General features: G+C 50.8%; 20 protein-coding genes. 6 read left to right on the top strand and 14 right to left on the bottom strand.

Going from position 1 to position 20,392, the window contains the following annotated elements; all coding sequences use genetic code 11:
• Nucleotides 1–122 precede the first annotated feature (122 nt).
• Together ACRRNK_RS01135 and ACRRNK_RS01130 are read right to left on the bottom strand one after the other, a co-directional pair.
• The gene (locus ACRRNK_RS01135; RefSeq protein ID WP_433945009.1) at nt 123–1,376 is read right to left on the bottom strand and encodes a DUF438 domain-containing protein; all 1,254 of its coding nucleotides are present in this window, start codon (nt 1,374–1,376) and stop codon (nt 123–125) included.
• Nucleotides 1,377–1,654: 278 nt separating this feature from the next.
• Nucleotides 1,655–1,885: a DUF1858 domain-containing protein gene (locus ACRRNK_RS01130; RefSeq protein WP_433945008.1), complete on the bottom strand. Its 231-nt coding sequence runs from the start codon at nt 1,883–1,885 to the stop codon at nt 1,655–1,657.
• Nucleotides 1,886–2,217: 332 nt separating this feature from the next.
• Here ACRRNK_RS01130 and ACRRNK_RS01125 point away from each other — a divergent pair, with 332 nt between their 5' ends.
• The 5 genes from ACRRNK_RS01125 to ACRRNK_RS01105 all read left to right on the top strand — a co-directional run bounded on the left by ACRRNK_RS01125 (nt 2,218) and on the right by ACRRNK_RS01105 (nt 6,772).
• Nucleotides 2,218–2,892, top strand: a complete 675-nt coding sequence (locus ACRRNK_RS01125) for a response regulator transcription factor (RefSeq protein WP_433945007.1) — start codon at nt 2,218–2,220, stop codon at nt 2,890–2,892.
• Nucleotides 2,893–2,927: 35 nt separating this feature from the next.
• Nucleotides 2,928–4,277, top strand: a complete 1,350-nt coding sequence (locus ACRRNK_RS01120) for a histidine kinase dimerization/phospho-acceptor domain-containing protein (protein WP_433945006.1) — start codon at nt 2,928–2,930, stop codon at nt 4,275–4,277.
• A 128-nt stretch (nt 4,278–4,405) separates the two neighbouring features.
• A complete protein-coding gene (locus ACRRNK_RS01115; protein WP_433945005.1) occupies nt 4,406–5,320 on the top strand; it encodes an ABC transporter ATP-binding protein in 915 nt (304 codons plus the stop codon).
• The gene (locus ACRRNK_RS01110) at nt 5,317–6,030 is read left to right on the top strand and encodes an ABC transporter permease (protein ID WP_433945004.1); all 714 of its coding nucleotides are present in this window, start codon (nt 5,317–5,319) and stop codon (nt 6,028–6,030) included. The genes ACRRNK_RS01115 and ACRRNK_RS01110 overlap by 4 nt, the downstream gene beginning before the upstream one ends.
• Before the next feature lies 1 nt (nt 6,031).
• Nucleotides 6,032–6,772, top strand: coding sequence for an ABC transporter permease (locus ACRRNK_RS01105; RefSeq protein WP_433945003.1), 741 nt, complete (start codon nt 6,032–6,034; stop codon nt 6,770–6,772).
• Between the two features lie 334 nt (nt 6,773–7,106).
• Here ACRRNK_RS01105 and trxB read toward each other — a convergent pair whose 3' ends face one another.
• The 8 genes from trxB to ACRRNK_RS01065 all read right to left on the bottom strand — a co-directional run bounded on the left by trxB (nt 7,107) and on the right by ACRRNK_RS01065 (nt 16,830).
• Nucleotides 7,107–8,063, bottom strand: a complete 957-nt coding sequence (gene trxB, locus ACRRNK_RS01100) for a thioredoxin-disulfide reductase (RefSeq protein WP_433945002.1) — start codon at nt 8,061–8,063, stop codon at nt 7,107–7,109.
• A gap of 386 nt (nt 8,064–8,449) precedes the next feature.
• On the bottom strand, nt 8,450–10,177 hold the full coding sequence (locus tag ACRRNK_RS01095; RefSeq protein WP_433945001.1) for a tetratricopeptide repeat protein: 1,728 nt from the start codon (nt 10,175–10,177) through the stop codon (nt 8,450–8,452).
• 94 nt (nt 10,178–10,271) lie between these two features.
• Complete coding sequence (locus tag ACRRNK_RS01090) at nt 10,272–11,219, bottom strand: ribose-phosphate diphosphokinase (RefSeq protein WP_433945000.1); 948 nt, start codon at nt 11,217–11,219, stop codon at nt 10,272–10,274.
• A gap of 246 nt (nt 11,220–11,465) precedes the next feature.
• The gene (locus ACRRNK_RS01085; RefSeq protein ID WP_433944999.1) at nt 11,466–12,617 is read right to left on the bottom strand and encodes an ABC transporter permease; all 1,152 of its coding nucleotides are present in this window, start codon (nt 12,615–12,617) and stop codon (nt 11,466–11,468) included.
• A gap of 1 nt (nt 12,618) precedes the next feature.
• Entirely contained in the window at nt 12,619–13,758 is a 1,140-nt protein-coding gene (locus ACRRNK_RS01080) for an ABC transporter permease (RefSeq protein ID WP_433944998.1), read from the bottom strand.
• 30 nt (nt 13,759–13,788) lie between these two features.
• Nucleotides 13,789–14,730: an ABC transporter ATP-binding protein gene (locus ACRRNK_RS01075; RefSeq protein WP_433944997.1), complete on the bottom strand. Its 942-nt coding sequence runs from the start codon at nt 14,728–14,730 to the stop codon at nt 13,789–13,791.
• A gap of 197 nt (nt 14,731–14,927) precedes the next feature.
• Complete coding sequence (locus ACRRNK_RS01070) at nt 14,928–16,055, bottom strand: sensor histidine kinase (RefSeq protein WP_433944996.1); 1,128 nt, start codon at nt 16,053–16,055, stop codon at nt 14,928–14,930.
• Between the two features lie 19 nt (nt 16,056–16,074).
• Nucleotides 16,075–16,830, bottom strand: coding sequence for a response regulator (locus tag ACRRNK_RS01065; RefSeq protein WP_433944995.1), 756 nt, complete (start codon nt 16,828–16,830; stop codon nt 16,075–16,077).
• Between the two features lie 163 nt (nt 16,831–16,993).
• Here ACRRNK_RS01065 and ACRRNK_RS01060 point away from each other — a divergent pair, with 163 nt between their 5' ends.
• Nucleotides 16,994–17,383, top strand: a complete 390-nt coding sequence (locus tag ACRRNK_RS01060; RefSeq protein ID WP_433944994.1) for a hypothetical protein — start codon at nt 16,994–16,996, stop codon at nt 17,381–17,383.
• Nucleotides 17,384–17,389: 6 nt separating this feature from the next.
• Here the strand turns inward: ACRRNK_RS01060 and ACRRNK_RS01055 are convergent, their stop codons facing one another.
• From ACRRNK_RS01055 to hisF, 4 genes are all read right to left on the bottom strand, one after another.
• Nucleotides 17,390–17,836: a GNAT family N-acetyltransferase gene (locus ACRRNK_RS01055; protein WP_433944993.1), complete on the bottom strand. Its 447-nt coding sequence runs from the start codon at nt 17,834–17,836 to the stop codon at nt 17,390–17,392.
• 251 nt (nt 17,837–18,087) lie between these two features.
• Nucleotides 18,088–18,915: a histidinol-phosphatase HisJ gene (gene hisJ / locus ACRRNK_RS01050; protein WP_433944992.1), complete on the bottom strand. Its 828-nt coding sequence runs from the start codon at nt 18,913–18,915 to the stop codon at nt 18,088–18,090.
• An 18-nt stretch (nt 18,916–18,933) separates the two neighbouring features.
• Nucleotides 18,934–19,632, bottom strand: coding sequence for a bifunctional phosphoribosyl-AMP cyclohydrolase/phosphoribosyl-ATP diphosphatase HisIE (gene hisIE, locus ACRRNK_RS01045; RefSeq protein WP_433944991.1), 699 nt, complete (start codon nt 19,630–19,632; stop codon nt 18,934–18,936).
• The gene (gene hisF / locus ACRRNK_RS01040) at nt 19,629–20,387 is read right to left on the bottom strand and encodes an imidazole glycerol phosphate synthase subunit HisF (protein ID WP_433944990.1); all 759 of its coding nucleotides are present in this window, start codon (nt 20,385–20,387) and stop codon (nt 19,629–19,631) included. The genes hisIE and hisF overlap by 4 nt, the downstream gene beginning before the upstream one ends.
• Nucleotides 20,388–20,392: the final 5 nt, after the last annotated feature.

Below are 20,392 nucleotides of genomic sequence, written 5' to 3'. Positions count from 1 at the left end.
CCTGGAAAAGGAACTGCAAAAAACGCTCCTTCTCCCTAGGGATACACAGAGCGCTCTTTCGCATTTATACAAGTAGTTGATATGAACTAAAGAGTCCTATCCATGGACCATATCTAACAAATTTATGACAGAATCCGTTTCTGTCCTTCGAGTGCGCGGATCGGTGCAATATTCTGCGTAAATTCCAGTGTGCCAAGATACTGCCCGGTCTCACTTCTTACGGCAAAATAGCGGATGTAGACAAACTTGTCTTTGACCGGAATCCAGAAGTCCTCCGCATCCTTGCGTCCGGCCTTAAAGTCGGCCAGCAGCTCATTAACGACATGTACACTTTGCGGTGGATGGCAGTTCTGAACGGTACGGCCGATGACGGCCTTGGTCCGGGCGAAGATCCGCTCCTTGCCGTGAGAGAAATACCGGACCACATCGTTCTCGTCGATAAACGTAAGATCAACCGGAAGGTGGTTCATGACAGCTTCAAGCTGTTGCACAGACAGGATGCCTGTCTCAAAGCGGACGAATCCGTCCCGGGTACCGGCGGCTTCTCCTTCTACCTCACCAGGATCGGCTGCACGCTCTGGCTTCCACTCCTGATCGGGAGTTGTTAAGCAGAAGCCAATCTGCTCACTCTCACGGGCGATCTTCACCCACTCGTCCTCGGTCAGCTTCTCCAGCGCCATCGGCATCAGAATATTCTCTTCCTTAAAAATCATTTCATTTACCTCAGAAATAATCCGTTCCAGACTCTCCACGATCTGGGCATTCACAGGTTTCTCTCTGTTCGCACTCAGCATCGCCTTTGTCTCTTTGATCATAAGGCGGATGCCGTCATCTACACCCCACATCACTTTGGTCGGCCCAAAAATCCCGTATTTCTCGAGGTAAGGGAAGAGCAGATTCTCCTTCCGGCTGTAATGCTTATCGAGGTCCAGCAGCAGGCTGAGGTCTTCGAGCAGCTTAAGCGTGATTTCTGAACTCGCCTCTTTGCGGTACCGATCCGTATGCAGCTGAAGCTTGAAATTCACCAGCCGTTCAATCTCCCGGTTCTCCAGCTTGAACGTGTGCACGGGATGCCCTGGTTGTTCTTCGGGCTTCGAGGAGCGGTGAATTTCTTCTATAGAACCCTTGAAAATAGCAGTATGCACTGAACACAACCGCTGAACCTCAGTGACAGGAATACCTTCCTCTTCCATCAGGGAATGCTCCATCGCGGAAATTTCCTCAACGGTTACGTCCCCTACGGCCTCAGCGAACCGGGCCTTAACCTCATCTACGCTCTTCCCCTGGTGCAGCTCCTTGATAATCTCCTTAAGCATATTCTGACGCATGGACTGCCCTGCAATTTGTGTCTCCCGATTGTTGATAAGCTCGCTCATGATGATTCTCCTCCTCGTTCATATCTAGCTAAGACGCAGTAAAATGTTCACATTGGGGGCAGCCGTAACTACGGAGAATGCTTGGACTTTCGGCCGCTGCCCGCCTCCAGATTTCCTGATTAATACCGTATTGTACGGTTGAAATCCGGAGACAAAGAATATGCTTCCGATGCAGCTTTCTTTCAGAAAGCTTGTAGGCGAGCGCTTTCGCTCCTACAGTTCCAAGCTTCCCCTCCGTTACTCCTCCCTCACATGTCATCTTTTTAAGTTCGTTTTACCTAGGCTATAACTTCGTATCCCCTATCCTTAAAGGCCTGCACGATCTCCTCAATAGGGATCTTCCGCATTGCCGCGCCTTTGGGGATGGTCATGAATCTTCCCGCACTTTGCAGCATACCGGGCTTGGCAATATGCCCGAAGCCAAGGCTGATCATGATGTCTATAATCTCTGGATCTGCTGTGCACAGATCATATAAATTCGATTGAAAGTTAACGGATTTTCTGCTCATAGGAATAACCTCCATGCTGGGAAACCGGGGGCGATCGTCACCGCCTCTTGGTGTGTCCCTGGATGAGAACTTTTCTCAACTTAAAAGTAACACGCCCTACAGAGGCGCATTGTGATTAAAGTCACAAGTAAAGATAAAATTGATACACGAGCGGCCGAAAGGCCGTGCAACTCCCCAAGGAGTTACTATAGTACCTTTCTATTAACAACTTTAACGCATCTCATATCGGATGCCCCAACTCTCGTGACGGGCCTTGGTTCTATTTCTTGCAGCTTGGCAGTTCGTGGTATAATGCACTCAAAATTAGGGCACGGCCGGAAAGGAAACTAAACGTGGCAATCCATATACTTTACATAGAAGATGATACGGAGATCGGAAGTTGGGTGAGCAAGGACTTGAAGGAAAGGGGATACGAGGTGGTATGGCTTAAGAGCGGCGAAGGCGCCGTGGAAGCGGCAGCCGACTGTCATCTGGTCATTCTGGATGTGATGCTGCCTGGTCTTGACGGCTTCACCGTTGGACAGCGTCTGAAGAGGAACCACCCGGAGCTGCCCATCCTTATGCTCTCGGCACGTTCCTCCATCGATGACAAGCTGCAGGGGCTGCAATTCGCCGATGACTATCTGACGAAGCCGTTCCACCCGGATGAACTTGCGGCGCGAATTGAAGTGTTGGTGCGCCGCAGCGGCTCCTTGAGTGGTAAGCCTTTAGAGATTGGACATTTACGGGTATTCGAGCGGGAGAACCGGCTGGAGAACAAGGAGACAGGCAGCGAGATTATCCTGACCGGCAAGCAGTTCCAGATCTTCATGTACCTCATCCGGCATCTGGGCCAAGTGATGACCAAGGAACAAATCTATGAAGCGGTATGGGGAGATCCCTATCTCGATGGGGACAAGACGCTGATGGTGCATATCCGTTATCTGAGAGAAAAGATTGAGCTTGATCCTGCCGCACCACAAATCCTCGAAACGATCCGCGGGATTGGGTACAGGGTGAAGGCATGAGGTTCCAGAGATTCCCCAAATTCCGAAGTTCATTATTGTCACGGTATTTGCTAATTGTCCTCGCGGCACTCATGTTCGTTCCGGTGGTGATTCCGTTAAGCTTCTTTGCGTCCTGGCTCGTTAAGAGTGCCGTTATAAGCGAGAATGAGCCGAAGGAGAATAAGCATTTCATACGGAGGGAGTATCTGACCGATAACTGGCATACTGCCGCCAAGCAGCTTGCGGATGCTACTCCCGATCAGATTGATCAGAGGCTGAAGCTATTCAAACAGAAATATCCCTTCGCCTCCATTTTCTGGGTCGATCATAGCGGAATAACGCGCCTCCAGCTGCCCCCCGGGTCACGTCCGGTCAAATGGTCAAATGAGGATGCCATCCAGTACATGAAGGCAAGCACCGGGAACAGTGAGCTCTTCGCCGTTCTGGCTTTTATAGGGGATACGCCCACGAAGAAGCAGGGCTTTATGGTCATCGAAATTCCCCAGAGCTATTTTCAGCAAAATGGTGTTGCTTCTGATCCAAGCTTATTCGCCATCACGCTGCTCCTTCTGTTCGCCTTCTTCGCCGGAATCTCGTATTTATTCTTCCGGGGGATCCGAACACGGCTGCTTACGCTCGAATCGGCTATGCATTCCCCCGGAGAAGATGGGCTTCCTATGAAGATCCATACCGGCCGGGCTGATGAGATTGGGTTGCTTGAGCAATCGTTCAATTCCATGATCGACCAGCTTGGCGACAGCCGCAGGCGGGAGCAAGAAGAGGAGCTGCTGCGCAAGCGTCTGATCAGCAACTTGTCCCATGATCTGAGGACCCCGCTCACCGTTATTGGCAGCCATCTGTATTCGCTGAAGAAGGAGCAGCTTACCGATCAAGGGAAGCAGTCCCTTTCCTTAATGCAGGATAAGATGAGCGACCTGGATCACCTGATCGATCATCTGCTCTCTTATAACCTCTTAACCAGCGGCAAATATGCCATTCACCGAAAGCCCCAGGATGTGCTGCGTATCGTTCGGGAGAGCGCGGCGGCCTGGTATCCCTTATGGGAGAAGGAAGGGCTCTCCCCCGATATCAACCTGGAGGGAGACCCGCTGATCTGGAATGTGGATGAACAGGCCTTCCGGCGAGTACTCGATAACCTCTTCCAGAATATCGTCCGCCATGCCAGATCAGGCGGTTATATCGGCCTGGATACCGAGATCCATCACGGCCGCCCCACTCTGATCATTACGGACCGCGGTCCCGGCATGCTCTCTGACAGCAGTGGCAAAGGGGCCGGACTTGGGCTGTCCATCGTTCAGCTGCTGCTTAAGGAAATGGACCTGGGGCTAGAGATCGAGAGCAATGGCAGCGGAACGCTTATGCGAATAGCGCCTTTAACCCAATAATATATATTCATTTGAACCAGGACGTGTAGCCGCACGTTCTGGTTTTGTTATTTTTTAACCTAATTTTAAACTTCGGATGGACCGGCATTTAAACTGGCAGGACTATGCTGGTTATCGAGGTGAGAGAAATGAACAATTATGTGATCAAAACTAGCGGATTAACGAAAAGCTACCGTGGACGCGCCGCCGTTGACGGTCTGAATCTTGAAATTAAAAAAGGCGAAATTTATGGGTTTCTCGGCCCCAATGGCGCCGGTAAGACTACAACGATCCGTATGCTGCTTGGGCTTATCCGCCCTACGAAGGGAACGGTCGAAATTCTCGGAAAAGATCTAAGACGGGACAAAATTAATATTTTGCGCCGGGTCGGATCTCTCGTTGAGTATCCATCTTACTACGGTCATCTGACAGCTGTAGAGAATCTGGAGGCGATCCGCCGCATTCTGAATGTGCCGAAGTCCCGTATTGACGAGGTCCTCGACATCGTATCCCTGACCAAAGAAGCGAAGCGTGCGGTGAAGGGTTATTCCCTTGGTATGAAGCAGCGTCTCGGGATTGCCTCCGCTCTGCTCGGTTCACCTGAGCTGCTTATTCTTGATGAGCCTACGAACGGACTTGACCCGTCAGGTATCCATGAAATCCGGGAACTGATCAAGCGCATGCCCCAGGAGCACGGCATCACCGTCCTCGTCTCCAGCCACTTGCTTGGCGAGGTGGAGCAGATGGCGGGAACCGTTGGCATCATCCGCGAAGGCCGTATGGTGTTCCAGGACACCATTTCTAACCTGAGGCAGAAGGCGGCCGGGGGCATCAACATCTCCCTGTCCGAGCCTGAGTCAGCACTCTGGCTGGCCAAGGACAACGGACTTGCCGGGACGATGCAGGATGGAAGGCTTTATTTTAACGGAATTAACGATAAACAGGTAGCCGGACTCGTCAAGCATCTTGTGGAGAATGGACACCTGATCTACCGGGTGGAGGAGAAGAACAAATCACTGGAGGACATCTTCATGGAAGTGATCGGGGAGGTGAAGTCCTTATGATTGGCCGCGCATTATCATCAGACTTCCTCAAGATCCGCGGCAAGGGAATCTGGTTCCTGATCTTCATCGCTCCTATCGGACTTGTCGTAATGCAGGCGCTAAACTTCGGGCTGCGTTATGACTACTTGGTCAAGCAATACCACGGACATTTGTGGGAAGGGCTTATCACTAATATGATGGCCTTTGTGCCCTTGGCGTTGTTCATGGGAAGCACTCTCGTCAGCTCCATGCTGGCCGGAGTCGAGCATCAGCTTAGCTCCTGGAAGCAGCTGCTCGCCCTGCCCATATCGCGCACGGCCGTATTCACTTCCAAGTTCCTGCTGAGTCTCATTCTTATGGCGGTTGCCTGCCTGCTGCTATCGATCGGAACCGCTGTACTCGGCCTATGCCTTGGATTCGGCTCCGCTCTACCATGGTCAGATCTGGCGAAGATCAGTTTCTATCCATTCATAGGCTCACTGCCTTTGCTAGCCCTGCAGCTCTATCTGTCATTAACTTACAAGAATCAGGCACTACCTGTTACCCTCGGGTTAGCCCTTGCGATCTGCTCCTTATTTACAGGCAGTCTATCTGAGTTGTTCCCGCTGAACTGGCCAGCGCTGGCTTACAGAGCGGACAACCAGCTCCCATTTCTTGGCGCAGGGTTTGCTCTTGGGCTGCTGATTCTTATCTTTGCATTACTGCACTTTAACCGGAAGGACGTGAACTAAATTGAATACATTCCTTAGAGTCCTCTCGTCCGAACGGCTCAAGATGTCTAAATCTCATCTATGGCTGCTGGCTCTGGCCAGTCCTGCACTGGCCCTGCTCGTTGGAATTATGACAACGATTGAGCCGGACATGCCGGCATATCCCCTGCTCCTGTCAACGATGTGCCTGTTCCACTCCCTGCTGTTCTTGCCGATTCTAACTGGAGTATTCGCTTCGTTTATATGCCGCTACGAGCATATGGGCGGCGGCTGGAAAGCTCTGCTTGCCCTGCCGGTATCACGCACCTCTGTGTTCATCGCCAAGTTCCTGATCGTGGCAGCGATGCTGGCTTTCACCCAGCTGCTATTCCTGGGCAGCTTCGTGGGCACGGCCCTTTACCACGGTGTAACTGAGCCCTTCCCTTGGGCGATGATCACCCGCAGCATCGTTGGGGGCTGGGTTGCCTGCCTGCCGCTGGCCGCGCTTCAGCTCGGCGTATCGCTGCGCTGGGTCAGCTTTGCGGCACCGCTGGTGGTCAATGTGATTTTTACCGTGCCTAACATTCTGGTTGTGAATTCGGACAGAATCCGTCCCTACTACCCTTGGGCACAGCCTATCCAGGCTATGATGCCTCCAAATACGGCAGCTTCCGGCCCGCTGGGAATGAACCTCCCCTTTGAAAGCCTGATGATCACGGTTGTTGGAAGTTTCATTGTGTTCCTGGCTGCAGGACTTGTCTATTTCAACAGGCAAGAAATTTAAGGGGTGCACTCGGAATGAGATCCATATTCACAATGGTCTATAGGCAGCTGCTACGGCTGCTTATGCCCTACTGATTATTACAGTGAGCCTGACGTCCATGTCTGTTCATGCCCAGACTGACTCTGATTCAGTGGATACAGCCAAGATCGAGTAGGTTGAAGGCAGCGCTGTCCGCTCACACGGACTAACTCAGCAGCCTCCGCTACCCGATGCATACTGGCATCCGTGCCTCACATATAAGCCTGGCCTGCCTAACGGAAGCCAAGGGCGTCATCGGGCCTAATAGCAAAAAGACCCTATACCAAAAGGTATAGGGTCCTTCACATTGAAATGCTTATAGATCGAGTGTCTCGCTCCAGTCGTGCACCATTGCGCCCTCAAGGAACTTCTCGCAATCCATCGCAGCCATACAGCCCGAGCCCGCGGCTGTAATCGCCTGGCGGTACTTCGTATCCTGAACATCCCCACAGGCGAACACGCCCGGAATGTTAGTCTCGGTTGTGCCCGGCTTAACCACAATGTAGCCATGCTCGTCAGTCTCAATCTGACCACCTAGGAACTTCGTATTCGGGGTGTGTCCGATCGCAACGAACACGCCATCCGCTTCCACGATTTCTTCCTGGCCGGCCTCATTGTTGCGAACCTTCAGCCCTTTAACGCCCTTCTCGTCCGTAACCACTTCAAGCGGGGTGCGGTTCAGCGCCCATTTCACCTTCTCATTATCCCGGGCCCGGTCCTGCATGATCTTCGATGCACGAAGCTCATCGCGGCGGTGCACCAGTGTAACTTCCGAGGCAAAACGGGTCAGGAAGCTCGCTTCCTCCATAGCGGAATCACCGCCGCCGACCACGATAATCTTCTTCCCGCGGAAGAAGAAGCCATCGCAGGTTGCACAGGTGCTTACTCCGCGTCCAACATTCTCCTGTTCCCCCGGAATCCCGAGGTATCTCGCGGATGCCCCTGTTGAGATAATCACCGTCTCCGCTTCAAGCGTGCCAGTCTGGCCCGCGATCTTAATCGTGAATGGCCGCTTGGAGAAATCCACTTCCTCTACCCAGCCGTTCCTGAATTCAGCGCCGAAGCGTTCCGCCTGCTTACGCATGTTGTCCATAAGCTCAGGTCCCAGAATTCCTTGCGGAAATCCTGGAAAGTTCTCTACTTCGGTGGTCGTTGTGAGCTGACCGCCTGGCTCAAGGCCTTCAATGACCAGCGGGCTCAAGTTGGCACGGGCCAAATAGATGGCTGCCGTTAAGCCGGAGGGCCCGGTTCCGATCACGATAGATTTATACATTATGGATAACCTCCTTGGAATTGGTTTCTCCTGCTTCAGATAATCTTATACCCTTTTGCATATATAGCATAAACATAAGACCTTATTCCACGTGCCGTTATTCAAAGTGTAATTATAATAACACCGTTAAAATATGCACATCCACAGTACGGTCGTAATTACGGCGAATGCTTGGACTTTCGTCCCCTGCCCACCTCCAGATTTCTTGACTTCTACCGCCCTAGGCGGTGGAAATCCGGAGACAAGCATATGCTTCCGATGTAGCTTTCTTTCAGAAAGCTTGTAGGCGGTCGCTGACGCCCCTACAGTTCCAAGCTTTCCCTCCATTACTTCTTTCACGAATTCAATTTTCTAACTTTGTTCTATAAAAAGTATATTTAAACGGATTAGACCGAAGGAAAAATAACATCCATCTTCTCTTTGATGCCGCATACTTCATCAACGCGGCGCGCATACTTACTCGCTGTAGACACCGACACTCCATAGCGGCGCGCGACCTCTTCATAAGTGATCGGCCGGCGGTGCATCTTGGCAGTCAGATATTCAAGCGCCGCAGCCCAGCCAGCTGCCGTAGTGATAACTGGTGTCTTCGGATATTGGCGAGTCAGGAAATCAACCCATAGAATCTCAAGATCATACCGCTGGAGCAGGTTGTAGCGCTTATCCATGTTCTGCGCCGCTGTATCGATAACAGCCTGCCACCGATCCTCCCAGACCGGGAGCTCGGAGGAGATCACCTGCGGATCAGCCATTCTTGTTCCATCCTGATCGCGAACAGGAATGCTCTCTTTCACACCCAGACTTCGTAGTACGAATAGCGCAATGTTCTTCAAGTACTTCTCTTCCTCAGGCTCCATTAGAAAAGCTCGCAGGGCTTCAATAACTTCCACGTCTCCAATACTGCCAAAGGCCTGGATGACCTGCAGCTTGGTTCTGGCATCCCCGTGCCGGAGTGCCCAGAAGAATGACGACCGGATCAGCGGATCTTCTTTCATCCCTGAAGGTATCCCCGCATCCTGTTTCTCCCACAGCTTGAACTGCTCTTCGAAAGGAAGATGATAATGATAGCTGGCCTGGAAGTGCTCCCCATTCTCACGGAGAGCATCAAGGCGGTTCAGATAGAAGCGGGGAATCTCGGTTGCCGGGTCCAGCTTCTGTACCTGCTGCCAATACTTCCTCGCCTCGGCATAGCGCCCCGTATTATATGAAGCTACCGCGGCATAATGGAACAGGCAAGGATCGAAGTTCAGTTCGTCGTCCTTGATCAGCCGCTTGAAATGACCGTAAGCCGATTCATGCTCCCCCAGAATACCCATCGTAGTTGCAAGCTTGAATACATGCTCCTGATGAAAAGGCACAATGTTGCGCAGCTGGCTGGTCAGCTCAGCCAGAACCTTCTCATCCCCCTGATGCTGATAGAAGATGGCCAGATTGCACAGACCATGCAGATTGCCCGGCTCACGTTCTAAAACATCACCGATTGTGCCCTGCGCCTTATTAAATAATCCAAGGTAATAGTACGCCAGAGCCAGATTATTGCGCGCAGCCAGGAAATCAGGATTCTTGCTCAGAATATCCTCCAGCAGCTTCACAGCCTGGGAGAACTTCCCTTCTTCAAGCAGGGCACGCGCACTTTCGTGCTCAACCATGCCTTCTCGTGACTTTATGGAACTCAGCTTCATCGGCCGTTCCAGTTCATAATGCAGCAGCTCCATCATTTCTTCTGCCTCAGTCAGGAACTGACCGCTGACGTCCTGCTCTAAATATGTGACAAGCGCTTCTTCAGCCGCTTCGAACTGCTCCATATTGGCGTAATTGTTCGCCAGATAGAAATAACATTCTGTCATGGTGGGATCTACCTTCTCCAGAATCGAAGAAAGAACGGCATTGGAGCCTTCATAATCCCCCATTTCGGATAATATACCCGCCATATTGCAATGATTCACCGGATTCTCCGGCTCATATTCGACAGCCTTGCGAAAATATTTCAATGCCTTGTCGTAATGATAGCGGTCCAGTGAAGAGACGGCTCTCTCAAAGAAAAAGCCCGCATCCATGCGGATGGGCACCACTTTACGGGGTACACCGCCATTATGCTGTTTTTTCTCTTTCAAGCAAGGCACCTCCTTCTTATATCCCTAAAAGTCTCTCAGGTATTATACCATAGAGAGGCCTTTCGTCCCACGGTAAAAGAAAAAGCGGGATATATTATATCCCGCGATCCTTGAATAAAGTGGCAATGGAACCACCATCAACTATAATTTGAATGGCTTGTGACAGCATAGGTGCTACGGACAGCACTTTGAATACCTCAGGATGTACCTCCGGCAGAGCAATAGAATCCGTGATGACCACTTCCCGAATATTCGGATGCTCAAGACGCTTCATCCCGTTATCGGAGAACAGCCCATGGCTGGCACAGATGAACGCATCCTCGGCCCCGCGCTCCTTCAGACCTTCCACCACATTCACAATTGTCGATCCCGTATCGATCAGATCCTCGATAATGATCGGTGTGAAGCCTTTGACGTCCCCGATGACATGGGTGATAACCGACTGATTATGGGCGGGTCTCTTCTTGATCATCATGGCAAAAGGAGCATCCAGCCCGCTTGCCAGCTTCTCTGCCATGGAAGCCCGTCCAGCATCAGGCGAGACCACGACAGGATTCGTGATCGATTTGGACTTCAGATAGGAGGTCATAATATCCAGGGTAGTCAGGTGATCCACCGGAATATTGAAGAATCCTTGAATGGCAGGGGCATGCAGGTCAATCGTCACAACACGGGTGGCACCCGCGGTCGTCAGCACATCCGCTACCATTTTGGCCGAGATGGGTTCTCTGGGCGCTGACTTCCGCTCCTGACGGGCATATCCGTAGTAAGGCATAATAATGTTGACCGTCCGGGCAGACGCCCGTTTGGCTGCATCTATCATGACCAGCAGCTCTACGAACAGCTCGTTAATCGGATGGGACAGCGATTGTACAATGAAGACATCCGAATTACGGATGCTCTCCTCATAGTGAACATAGACCTCACCACTTTTGAACCGGGAGAGCTTGATTTTGCCTAATTGTACGCCAAGCCGCTCACAAATCTGTGCCGCCAGCTTCGGATTGGATGATCCGCTAAAAATTTGCAGCCTGGTTTGCATAAGAACCTCCTCTTTAACTTTGCAGCTGTCTAAGATGCCAGTTACGTGTATTCGCTTTCTTTAAGCAATTATACAATAAAATTGCCACGTACCAAAGTCACTTTCCGCGTAATTTATAGTGCCGCTCCCTTCACTACCACAGAAGGAATTTCACGGCCCCAGGTAAATGGAAATAACCTCAAGCCGCGATGAGCCTGAGGTTATAGCATAGAATACTTTTTATCTAAGTAGATTCCCGTTCAATTCCTATACAAAGTTCCGGGTGTCATTATTCCGCCCAAACTTGTAGCTGGCAATCAAGAAGAACAGCACCGCGAAAGCCAGGAGGAGGACCATATTGAACCAAATGCTGCTTATGGCCGCACCGGTTTGAAGCTTCTCGAACGATTCAAGCACCCAGTTCTGAGGCAGGAAGTCCGCGATCCGGCGAACTGCATTCGGCATAATCTCTAGCGGGATGAAGCAGCCGGAGAGCAGACAGCTCGGGGTCACAATGAAATTCTGAAGCGCGCCAGCCGAGGCGCTGTTCTTGGAGAATGCCACAACCACCAGTGAGATTCCTACTGAGGTCAGGGAGAACAACCCCAGAATGAGCAGCAGCGGCCCCATACTCATGCCGGTACTCAGCTTAAATACATACGTAAGGAAGAACAAAGCTACAACGATCTGGGCCAGCATGACGCATAGATTTACCAGAATATTTGAAATCACATAGGTTCTTGAACTGATCGGAGAAGACAGTATACGGAAATAGGTGCGATTCTCGCGATTGATCAGAATGAGTTCCGATAAATTGACCGCTGAGGTCATCATGAACATAATGAGAAATCCAATCGATTGATAGGACATTCGCTTTGTACTTGAAGTATCCTGAACCGTGCTGACCGTAAGCTTAAATTCCTTGGACTGAAATGCGGCATACAGCTGGTCGAATTTCCCGGAATCATTGCCCGCTATTCTGCTGATCGAAGATATATTATCGATATATTGATTCAGCATAGCTTTGATATAAGTCGTCACTGTGGCTCCTTTAACCGACTGGATCGTGATATGATCCGGATTGCCGCCACGTATACTTTGCGAATAGCCGGCGCCCAGTATAATTCCTGTATCCAGATTGCTGGCTGCAAGCTCGCTTCTAAGCTGGCTCTCGCTCACCTGCACCACCTTGATATTTTTCAGCCCCTGTACCATTTGGATCGTATCCGCTGCAATACGCTGCCCGCTGTCTTCATTAACAATACCAACCCGGAGCACATTCTGACCCGATCCCCCGTAGAGCACAGTCGAGATCAGAATCCCCGCCACCGGAAGCCCGAAGAACAACAGCCAATTCGAGCGTTTGCGGAAAGTTCTCTTCAGGGTGCTTAACATTAGCCAGACAATATCTCCCCACATCTTACAATCCCTCCTTACGCCGCATAAGTACTGCTGATACCGCCAGCAGCAGAACTGCCAGGCCGATATTAAGACTAATAGCTGGCCCTACAGCCGAGAAGACCGAGCCCTGACCGTATATCAATTCTGTCAAAGCATGATTAGACCAACGGATTGGAGATAGGTTAACAAAATAACTTGCCACATCCGTACCGGAGGCGCTGACCGGGAAGTAAGCACCACCGAAAAAGGCAGCCAGCTGCACGAACAGCATCAAGATCCCGCTTGAGGCCTTGCCCTTGAACAAGTAACTCACTCCGAGCCCCAGACTGACTGACATGATCACTTCGGATAATAGGATGAGCAATGCAATGCCCAGATGCTCTCCCCAATAGGCTCCAAAAGCGAATTTACTGAACAGTACCACAACAAGCACGCATAAAAAGTTCTGTACAATGCTCCCCAGTACCTTGCCTGCGAACAGCTGACCTCGCCGTACAGGAGAGGCGACAAGACGCGGAGCCGTGCCCTGCACAATCTCACTTCGGATCAGACGGCCAGCCGACATCGCTCCCCATAGGCCAACCATGACCGACATCGCTACAGCATAATAGTCCATGGAACCCGGCTGCCGATCCGCAGCTACGGAGGTCTCTTTGATGTAGCTTCCACTCGCGGAAGCGCCAGGTACGTACAGCTGATTGATCTTGGCTGGATCGACCTTGGCAACTGCAGAGACCGCATTATACTTATCGGTGAAGGCCTTCAGCATGCCCTCAATCACATTGCCTTCTATAGCACTTTGATTATTGCTGTAAAGCGAAATTCCTGAGTCGGTAAGCTCCATGTACCCGTCATACTGGTTCTGCTTGATCTCTTCCATCCCGTTCACACCCTTTTTAAGGGTCTCGAAATGAATGTCTGACTTCTTCAGCTCCTTCGTGAAGGTACTGAACGCCTCAGCCAAGGGCCCGCCGTGACTGCTGTCCTTAACAAGCACCTTCATCTCACCAAGACTCACGGTACTTACGAAAGCATTCGTCAGCGCCAGCCCCAGAATCAGCATCAGCACAATGGGAAAAGCCAGCATAAACAGCAGTGTACGTCTATCCCGGAAATCGTGCTTGATTTCCTTTATCGCAATGGCCACTATATTATTCATTAGATGATCACAGCCTCCTTTTCGCGCCTATTAGTCCCGCAGATTGCGTCCGGTCAATGTCAGGAACACGGTCTCCAGATTCGGCTCCTGCTCTTCAACCGAACGGATCTCCGCTCCGCTTTCAATCAGTTCCTTCAGAATCCGGTTCAAGTTATCTACAGCCGCGTCGCTATGAATTCTAATTACGGGCTCATGCTCATCAAGATGGACGGTACGGACACCTGGGATCGACCGGAGCTGATCCGCCGGTACATCGCTCAGTGACTTCACTTCAATCCGGATATCCTTCACGTCCGTAATGGTCGCGGTAAGCTGTTCTTTGGTCCCCTCGGCAATGATCTTTCCATGGTCCACAATGGCTATGCGTGAGCAGATCTCCTCTACTTCTTCCATGTAGTGACTCGTATATATGATTGTGCATCCATCCTCATTGAGCTTACGGACGGAGTTCAGAATATAGTTACGGGACTGGGGATCGATACCCACCGTAGGTTCATCCATAATGATCAGCTTGGGCTTATGCGCCAGAGCGCAAGCAATATTCAGGCGCCGCTTCATACCGCCCGAGAAATCCTTCGGGTAACTCTTGGCCTTATCGGCAAGGCCCACGAACTGCAGCGCTTCTTCTGTTCTGTCCTTCAGCTCCGTCCCTCTTAGTCCATACAGCCCGGCAAAAAAGCTTACATTCTCATAAGAGGTCATATCCTCGTAGATCGCCAAATCCTGCGGGACAATGCCCAAGTTCATCTTGGCGAATCGACTCTGCTTCGCGATATCCCGATCCAGTATGAGGATTTCCCCGCTTGAGGGACGCAGCAGCGAAGCGATCATATTAATCGTGGTGCTTTTCCCTGCTCCATTGGCACCCAGGAAGCCAAAAATCTCCCCCTCCCTAATACTCAGGGAGATATTATCCACCGCGATGAAATTGCCAAATTTCTTGGTAAGCCCACGAATATCCAATACGTTCATTTCCGTTCACTCCTTAGAATTTGAAGGTGTCTCTTCTTGTTCTTCCTGGCTCTATCATAAAGAAAAAGGATGCCCTTATGTCAGTGCATAAGTTCATCCTTTAGATATGAGAAATTTCATGTTTATAGAAGTTGGATTGAACGAGCTTAAACATGAGATTTCTCATGTGCCGTGTTGGTTCCTCATGCGCCAACATCTCATGAAACAGGACCCGCCTGTTCAAAAGGCATTAACGTGGTTACACTGAAGCCTTTGGTTCCGTCGGCAATGATTGTGCCCTGGACGGCGGCTGTCCGCTCCTCCATCCCGATAAGTCCCAGCCCTTTTACAATCTTCGGGTTGCCCCGTCCATTATCCGAGACCACCACTTTAATCAGCTGATTCAGAACCCGAACCTCAACATGTACTGCTGTAGCTTGGGCGTATTTGGCCGTATTGGTGAGCGCCTCCGTGACATTACCTTGTATAATCCGCCACTGCAGCGGGGTAATCACTTCCATATTCCCCTCATGAACCAGAGAGATATGAAGGTCCGAACGGCTGCTAAAGCTCTCGACGACTGTCTTAAGTCTGCTGAATCCCAGCTGTTCGGTGGGCGGCTTTATATTTTTGAGGGTGAGCCGAATCTCCTCGATTCCTTCCTTCGAAATACCGATCGCATTCTGTATCAGCTCCTCCGCCTTGTCCGGATCGCAGCGGATCAGCCGCTTGGCCGCTTCCATCTGAATGAGCGCCCCGGTCATGGCATGTCCAATCCCGTCGTGGATCGTCTGCGAGAGCCGGTTCCTCTCCTCCAGCTTGGTCGTGTACTCCGACGTACGGAGGAACTCCTGATTCTCACTTAGCATCCTTGCCAGGCGCTGACGGTCCGTCCGCTGCAGCTCTGCCTGATCCTCATGCTGATTCACCAGATTCATATAATAACGGATACGTATAAAGTTGAAGCAGCTTAGCACCGCGACGAACAAATACAGACCAATAAGGACGTAATCTCTCAGGAATACGGCGGGAAGCAGGACTACGGGAAGCACGTACATATTTCGCCGCACGTAGAACGAGGCCAGTTCATATATGCTGAAAGGAAGCAGCAACAGGAAATGCATATCCGCGTGTACAGAGCACCAGATTATACCAGCCAGAATCACCAGAATAATTCCCTGCTTAAGCCTCATATTTCTGACGGTGTGCAGCAGCAGATTCATAGACAGGTACAGCGAGAAATACAGAATGAGCCAGAGAGAGGGGGCCGGGGCTCCGAAATACGATACATAAATAACAAAGAACAGGACGATCGTCTTGTTGCCGACGGTCCATTGCTCCATCATGATTCACAACCTTCCCGGCCTAGCGGACCCTGCCCGTTAAGTAATAGATTGCAATTTGGGTTCGATGCTCCAGGGCGGTTTTGTTGAGAATCGAAGTGATATAATTCGCCGTTGTCCCCTCGGAGATGAACAGCTCCTTGGATATCTCCTTGTTTGATAGGCCCTGGGCTACCTTGGACATCACATCAAGCTCTCTATCGGTAAAAGGACTGCGATCGAACGGCAGCCCATCACCCGACTGTGATTCCGGTTCAGCTGTAGAAGCTTGCTGTACTGCCGGGGAAGCGGTCCCCCGTCCCATGGCTGCCTCATTTCCAGGCGAGAGATTGCCTTCGGGCTGCTTAGTTGGCCGCAGCAGCAGGTCCATCGACGACTTCAACTTGTCGAGCACCACATCCTGCAGCACATTATTACCGCTATGCACACTCTTGATCGCATCCCGAATTCGCTCGGGGTCATTATTCTTGAGCAGATATCCTTTCGCTCCATAGCGAATGGCATCCAGTATGTATTCATCATCATCAAATGTAGTTAAGATCAGCGGACGGGTCTTCGTCTCCTCTGTCAACTTGCGTGTAGCCTCGACCCCATTCATGTTGGGCATTCGGACATCCAGCAGCGCAATATCCACATCATGGGCCTTGCAGTAATCAACGGCCTCCTGACCGTCCCCAACTGTGGCAACGACTTCAAAGTCACCGAACGTAGTCAGTATAATCCGCATGCCCTCTCGGATGAACGAGTTATCGTCCGCAATCAACACCTTGATCTTCACCTTGAATCCACTCCCTTGTGGGACTATTTTACATGATTACAGGCAGAGATTGGAAGGAGTAAATTGCGGTCTGCTTACGTTCCAGTTCCTATATTCATGAGAAGTGAAATGATGTATGTTGGAATAAAGGACCATAACATGGGTTGATAAGGGGGGCTTAACTATGAACGGATACTTTCTTGGCGCTTCATTGCTAGCCTTTGTCGTCGGACTTGTTCACACAGTATTAGGCGAGGTTCTAATCTTCCGCAAATTGAGGCATGAAAGCTTTATACCGACAAATGGCGGAAACCTGCTGCGCGAATCTAATGTTCGCATCCTGTGGGCCAGCTGGCATGCGCTGACGGTCTTTGGATGGGCCATAGCTTTTCTCCTATTCTGGCTTTCGCAGCAGTCATTACCTGAAGGTAAATACATAGTTCTTGAGCACACCATTGCAGCCTCTATGCTCGTATGTGCGGCTTTGGTCTTGATCGGCACCAAAGGGAAGCATCCAGGATGGATTGGCTTATCCATCGTATCTGTGCTTGTGTGGATTGGGACTTCGGTGTAGCACTCTTTAGTTGAAATATTTAATGAAATTTTTCTGGTCCTTAGTAAAAATAAAGCCATGTCGTTCGTAGAACCTATGAGCCTGAATTCGGCTGGGATGGGATAACAGCTTGATTCCAGAAGATCCATTATTCCGCGCCCTCTGCTCAAGTTGCTCCATCAGCATGCTGCCTATTCCTTGATTTCTAACCTTCTCTCTAACCACAAATCCAAGGACGTTCACCAATGGATCAGCAAAAAGCAATTCATATGGGCTGCCATGAATATATCCAATCACTTCGTTGTTCTCTTCACACACTAAGATTATATCTTTTGTATTCTTTATAATTTTTTCAATTTTCTCTTTTACTTTCTCTTCAGAAAAAGCAGCTAGATTGGGATTAAAGATTTGGTTCAACTCATAAATATCATGATAATCGGTTACCCTGATCTCCCTAATAGTTCTATCTGACATTGTTTTAAGACCTCAATTCGCTATAATCATCCTGATCACGCTCAAATCATATTAGACTCACTTGAGGGTTTCACCAATACACATCTCTCCAAGATCAGCCGGACAGTCCGAACCAACCTGCGCGTTAGTCCAATTCATTGAGTTTAGAAAATTCTATTCTTCCTAGTGCAAAAAAACCGCATCTGGCGCGAAACTCCCTGTTCCAGGTGTCTCCTTCTCTCCAGTGCGGCGTTATGACCATTCACCTTGTACTATTCTATTTCCAGCGGAACCATCGTCCTACGGCGGCCCTCAAAGGTCGCCAGCTCACGGAAACCAACTTCATACAGCGTTCTACGGGCCTGATCCAGATTCTCGCTCAGCTTCTTCGGATCATGGGCGTCCGAGCCCACAGTCAGCGGAATGCCTAGTTCAAAAGCGCGTTCCAGCATTCGGCGGCTAGGGAACATCTCGGCACAGGCTTTAGCCAGTCCGGAAGCATTAAGCTCCATGACTACGCCGGATTCACGAACAGCCTCAAGTGCTGCATTCTCCAGCTGAATCACTTCACCCGCAAGCTCCGGTGCCGGCTTGTAGTCGAAGCGCTTGATCACATCCAGGTGACCCATGATGTCGTAGAACCCGGTTCGTGCGGCCTTCTGCACAGCATTATAATACTGCCTGTACACAGACAGAATGTCCTTACCTTCCCAGTTGTGTGTCTGACGGAAGTCCGAAATATCCCATTCCCCGAGAAAATGAACCGAGCCGATCACATAATCCCACGGATAAGCACTTATAATCCGCTGAATCTCGGCTTCCCAGCCCTCGATATAGTCGCCTTCCAGGCCGACACGCACCTCAATTTGCCCCCGGTACTTCTCCTTCAGAGAGAAGCATTCCTCCACATAACGGGGAAGCTCCTCCATAGCCATGGCCATCTCAGGATAATATTCCGCAGGATTCACATGAAGAAGCGGCATATGATCGGATAGTCCAATATGGGACAAGCCAATCTCTATGCCCCGCTGTACGTACTCCTCAAGCTCGCCCACGGCATGTCCGCAGCGGACATGGTGGGTATGGTAATCGATCAGCATGGCGATTTCCCTCCGCCCCTAGTCGCGACGTGGACGCTCATGACGGCGATCCAGCTCGCTCATGATATCGTCCAGTGGAAGGTTCCGCTCCCGCAGCAGCACGAGCAGATGATAGATTAGATCGCTGACTTCAAGACGAAGCTCATCGTTATCGCCGTTCTTGGCGGCAATGATGGATTCGGCGGTCTCTTCGCCGACTTTTTTCAGAATCTTATCGATTCCCTTCTCGAACAAATACGTAGTATAGGCACCTTCCGGGCGTTCCTCATAACGTTCCTTGATAATCTGCTCCAGTTCCCCAAGCACTTCGAAGCGGCTGGCGGATGAAGTGGAAGAGGCAGTCACGGAATCAGCGCTTTGTACACCAGCCGCCGAACGATAGAAGCAGTTATCCTCCCCGGTATGGCAAGCCGGTCCGCTGCGTTTCACCAGAACCAGCAGAGTATCTCCGTCACAGTCATAGCGAAGGTCCGTAATGCGCTGGGTGTTACCCGAAGTTGCGCCCTTGTGCCACAATTCCTCGCGGGAGCGGCTCCAGAACCAGGTATCTCCGGTCACAATCGACTTCTGTAATGATTCACTGTTCATATACGCTACCATCAGCACGTCCTTGCTGTCTGCATCCTGTACTACAGCAGGTACGAGGCCTTGGACGTCCCATTTAATAATTTCCTGAAGCTTCGCAAGAGGAAGCCGTTGTTCTAAAGATTGACTCATCGTATTTCCACTCCTCTGGCTTTCAAATCCTTCTTCAAATCCGGAACAGCAATTTCCTTATAGTGAAAAATCGTAGCCGCAAGCGCAGCATCCGCCTGGCCCTCTGTAAATACATCATAGAAATGCGCTTTGTTTCCGGCTCCGCCTGAGGCAATCACCGGTATTCCAACCAGGCTGCTTACAGCCTTGGTCAGCGGCAGGTCGAATCCATCCTTTGTCCCATCCGCATCCATACTGGTCAGCAGAATTTCACCAGCTCCGCGCGATTCCGCATCCTTTACCCATTCTAGAGCCCGGATACCCGTTGGCTTACGTCCGCCATGCGTATACACTTCCCATTCTCCCCAGGCCTCGTTGAATTTGGCATCTACAGCCACAACAATACACTGGGAGCCGAAACGGCGCGCTCCTTCCGATATCAGATCCGGATTCACAATCGCTGCCGTATTAATGCCAATCTTGTCCGCGCCAGCACGAAGGAGACGCTTCATGTCATCCACGTGGGAGATTCCTCCGCCTACGGTAAAAGGAATGGAAATCTCGCCAGCGGTCTGCCGAACGACTTCAATCATCGTGGCACGGCCTTCATTAGAGGCGGAGATGTCCAGAAACACAAGCTCATCGGCTCCCTCACGGTCATATAGCGCCGCGAGTTCTACCGGATCTCCAGCATCCCGGAGATTTACAAAATTAACGCCCTTCACTACCCGCCCGTCCTTCACATCCAGACAAGGAATAATCCGCTTTGTAAGCATTACTT

It is taken from the genome of Paenibacillus sp. SN-8-1 (genome assembly GCF_050995535.1).
Taxonomy (GTDB): Bacteria; Bacillota; Bacilli; order Paenibacillales; family Paenibacillaceae; genus Fontibacillus.
The sequence above is the reverse complement of the archived record's forward strand: the minus strand, read 5'-3'. Positions and strand labels throughout refer to the sequence as shown.